The following is a 1890-nucleotide window of genomic DNA, read 5'->3' as shown; positions in this document are numbered from 1 at the left end:
GTTTTGGCCCCGTTCGCCGGGACCAAGCCGCTCCGCCGTCGTCACATGCGCCCGAACTCCCGCAACGCCATCAGGTCGGGCACCAGCACGTCACGCCTCAGGTGGCTCACCACCACCCCCGCTTTGCGCAGGTCGGAGAACGCCTTCTCGGCCGTCCTGGGCTTCATCCCGACGATCGAGGCGAGTTCCACCTTCGTCAGCGGGATCCCCAACGTCCACCCGTGCGCCTCTTCGCGCCCGTAGGTCTGCACCAAGTCGACCAGCACCCGCGCCACCCGTTCGGCGGCCGGGTGGGACAGGAAGTCCCGCCGGCGCTGGTTCGCCCAACGCAGCCGGTCGTCGATCATCCCGATCAACTCCACGAACACGTCGTTGCGCCGGTGCAGGAACGCCATGAACTCGCCGCTGGTGATCAGCTTCGCGACCACGTCGCCACAGGTCACGACGCTGGCCGAGCGCGGCTTCTGGTCCAGCGCCGCCATCTCGCCGACCAGGTCGCCCGCGACCCTGATCGCGAGCAGCGCCGTGTCACCCGTCTCGTCCGTGGTCTGCACCTTGACCACGCCGTCGAGCAGCAACAGGACGTGAGTGTCCTTCGCGTCCTGCTCGATGACCTCACGATCGGCCCGGTACCTCACGACCGTGCCGAGGTCGAGGAACTCCCGACGGGTCGAGTCGCGAAGACGACCGAGCAGGCTGTGACCGGGCCACCCCGGACCCGAGCCGACCGGGTCGGCCATTCCCGAGTACACGATCGGGCGATCAGCGACGATGGACGCCGCGCGCTGGATGAACCCGCCCCTCAGCGACGACGCCGGTGGGATCGACCGGTTGACGCGGCCCACGATGCGCTGGACCACGTCGTCCGGGGCCCGATCGCGGAGATCGCGAACGTCGTCCGCACCGAACGAAGAGTCCTCGACGAGGTGCTCCACCGCCGTCGAGTGGCCGACCGCGTGCTCAGACATTGCCACCCCCGCCCCCAGTCGATCGACCGGTGTTGCGCCGATGTCTCTCCAAAGCCCCTTTGATGACGCCGTGGGTCGTGTTCAGCAGTTCCGCTATCTCGCCGACCGTGTACCCGGACTCCGACAGGACCAGCGCCGACCTGGCGTACTCGTTCGGGATGCCGGCGAGACCGCGCCTGATCTCCAACTTGGTGACCACCGCCTCGCCGGGGTCGGGGCCGGGCGCCGCCAGGTCCGCCGGCACCTCGACGCCCGATAATCGGCCGGCCTCCGCCTCCTGCCGGCTGCGGTCCCTCCTCCACTTGCGGTAGACGTTGGGGAACGCGTACACGCAGCCCGTGGCGAAGTAGGTCTTCAGGCTCGCACCACCCGTCGGATCCCACGCGCCGCCCAACAGGGCCTTGTCGCGGAAGTCGCCGATCGCGTCGACCACCGTGTCACCGGCGAGGCTGACCAGGTCCTCGTGCTCCCAGTACAGCGGCGGCCCGCCGACCGGGTACCCCTTCTCCCGGCAGAGCGTGAAGATCAACCCGGACCTCAACCACCCCACCATCGAGGCGAAGCCGTACTCGCTGAGCACCCTGGTGAACCGCAGCCACTCCGGGCCCGCGCAGTTCTCCGCGACGAGCGCGTCACGCAGCTTGACGTCCGCCTGGCGCCGATCATCGTTGCCCACCAATCGCGACCCCCTCGGACGAGGCTCATCCGAACGACAGGTTCTATGTCGGCGCGGACGGCCGACGGCACGCGGCGGCGGTCCTCGCCGGGCTGACCGCGAGTGGCGTCTCCGCGTCGTTCTTCCACGCGCACGTGGGCGACGAGCCGCCCCCGTGAGCGCTCACGACCCGGCGCACGGGAAAGGGCGGAGGGGAGGACCACCGCAGGGTTCCCGAGTAAAAAAAAATGAAAAGACACAACAAGG

At 68.9% G+C, this 1890-nt stretch carries 2 protein-coding genes; both read right to left on the bottom strand.

The annotated features are described in order from the left end of the window. Window positions 1–41: 41 nt before the first annotated feature. Window positions 42–968, bottom strand: a complete 927-nt coding sequence (locus tag ABTZ99_RS44865) for a Crp/Fnr family transcriptional regulator (protein ID WP_499619274.1) — start codon at window positions 966–968, stop codon at window positions 42–44. Next, a complete protein-coding gene (locus ABTZ99_RS44860) occupies window positions 961–1644 on the bottom strand; it encodes an RNA polymerase sigma factor (protein WP_498785419.1) in 684 nt (227 codons plus the stop codon). Before ABTZ99_RS44860 ends, ABTZ99_RS44865 begins: the two co-directional genes overlap by 8 nt. Between the last annotated feature and the right edge of the window lie 246 nt (window positions 1645–1890).

Source organism: Actinosynnema sp. NPDC002837 (assembly GCF_040295345.1).
GTDB lineage: Bacteria > Actinomycetota > Actinomycetes > Mycobacteriales > Pseudonocardiaceae > Actinosynnema.
Note: the sequence above shows the minus strand (reverse complement) of the source record. Positions and strands in the feature narration are given on the sequence as shown.

What these genes read in the sequence shown, in the direction of transcription:
- ABTZ99_RS44865 (WP_499619274.1), bottom strand. Translation starts at nt 968, where the DNA reads ATGTCTGAGCACGCGGTCGGCCACTCGACGGCGGTGGAGCACCTCGTC.